Annotated in this window: 2 protein-coding genes; both read left to right on the top strand. The window is 38.1% G+C overall.

Annotated features, from left to right (window positions below):
- Window positions 1–821 (top strand): UPF0182 family protein (locus MVY38_RS05390; protein WP_297484130.1); only part of this gene is annotated, 821 nt, incomplete at its 5' end.
- 54 nt (window positions 822–875) lie between these two features.
- Window positions 876–946: cation-transporting P-type ATPase (locus tag MVY38_RS05385; RefSeq protein ID WP_366939766.1), on the top strand; the 71-nt coding region annotated here is incomplete at its 3' end.

The following is a 946-nucleotide window of genomic DNA, read 5'->3' as shown; positions in this document are numbered from 1 at the left end:
CCTATGAGAAGATATATCCAAAACTTTTTAAGCCGTTTGCAAAAATGCCGAAGTTTTTACAGGCACACATTCGTTACCCTACAGACTTGTTCAATATTCAGGTGAAAATTTACAATGCCTACCATATGACGGATCCAAAAGTCTTTTATAATCAAGAAGATTATTGGCAAATACCAAATGTCATTTATCAAGGTGGACAGCAAAAGATGGTGCCGTATTACATCATTATGCGTTTACCAAAAATGAAAAGTGAAGAGTATATTTTGATGCTGCCGCTGAATCCTTCTAAAAAGGACAATATGGTAGCGTGGATGTGTGCACGATGTGATATGCCTCATTATGGAGACTTGATAGTCTATACCCTCCCTAAAGAGAAGCTCATTTACGGACCTATGCAAATAGAAGCGAGAATCAACCAAAAACCGGAGATCTCAGCCGAACTTACCCTTTGGGGGCAAGAAGGCTCACGCGTCATAAAAGGGAATCAGCTTGTCATTCCTATTAAAAACTCTTTTCTTTATGTAGAACCTGTCTATCTGCAGTCTGAGCAGGGGCAGATTCCCGAGCTTAAAAGAGTGATTGTGGTCTTTAAAGATAAAATTGCAATGCGAAGAACGTTAGATGAAGCACTTCAAGCTATCTTTCATATTGCAACAGTTAAAAATGAATCGCTAAAAGTACCTGCTATGCGAGGAAGTAAAGAGGCCCTCAAACACTACAATAAGGCGCTGCAATTCTTGCAGCAAGGTAATTGGGTAGACTTTGGAAAAGAGATGCAAGAGCTGCAATCGACTCTTTCCAAAATGTCGCAAAAAGAGTGAGATGATTAAACATGCATCGTGATATAATAATAAAAATACATTTTGAGGTTAATTATGAATGAAAATATGACCGGACTTACACAAGAAGAAGTTCAAGAGAGACTGAAAAAATATGGTTATAACGA

The organism is Sulfurimonas sp. (assembly GCF_027056685.1).
Taxonomy (GTDB): Bacteria; Campylobacterota; Campylobacteria; order Campylobacterales; family Sulfurimonadaceae; genus Sulfurimonas.
Note: the sequence above shows the minus strand (reverse complement) of the source record. Positions and strands in the feature narration are given on the sequence as shown.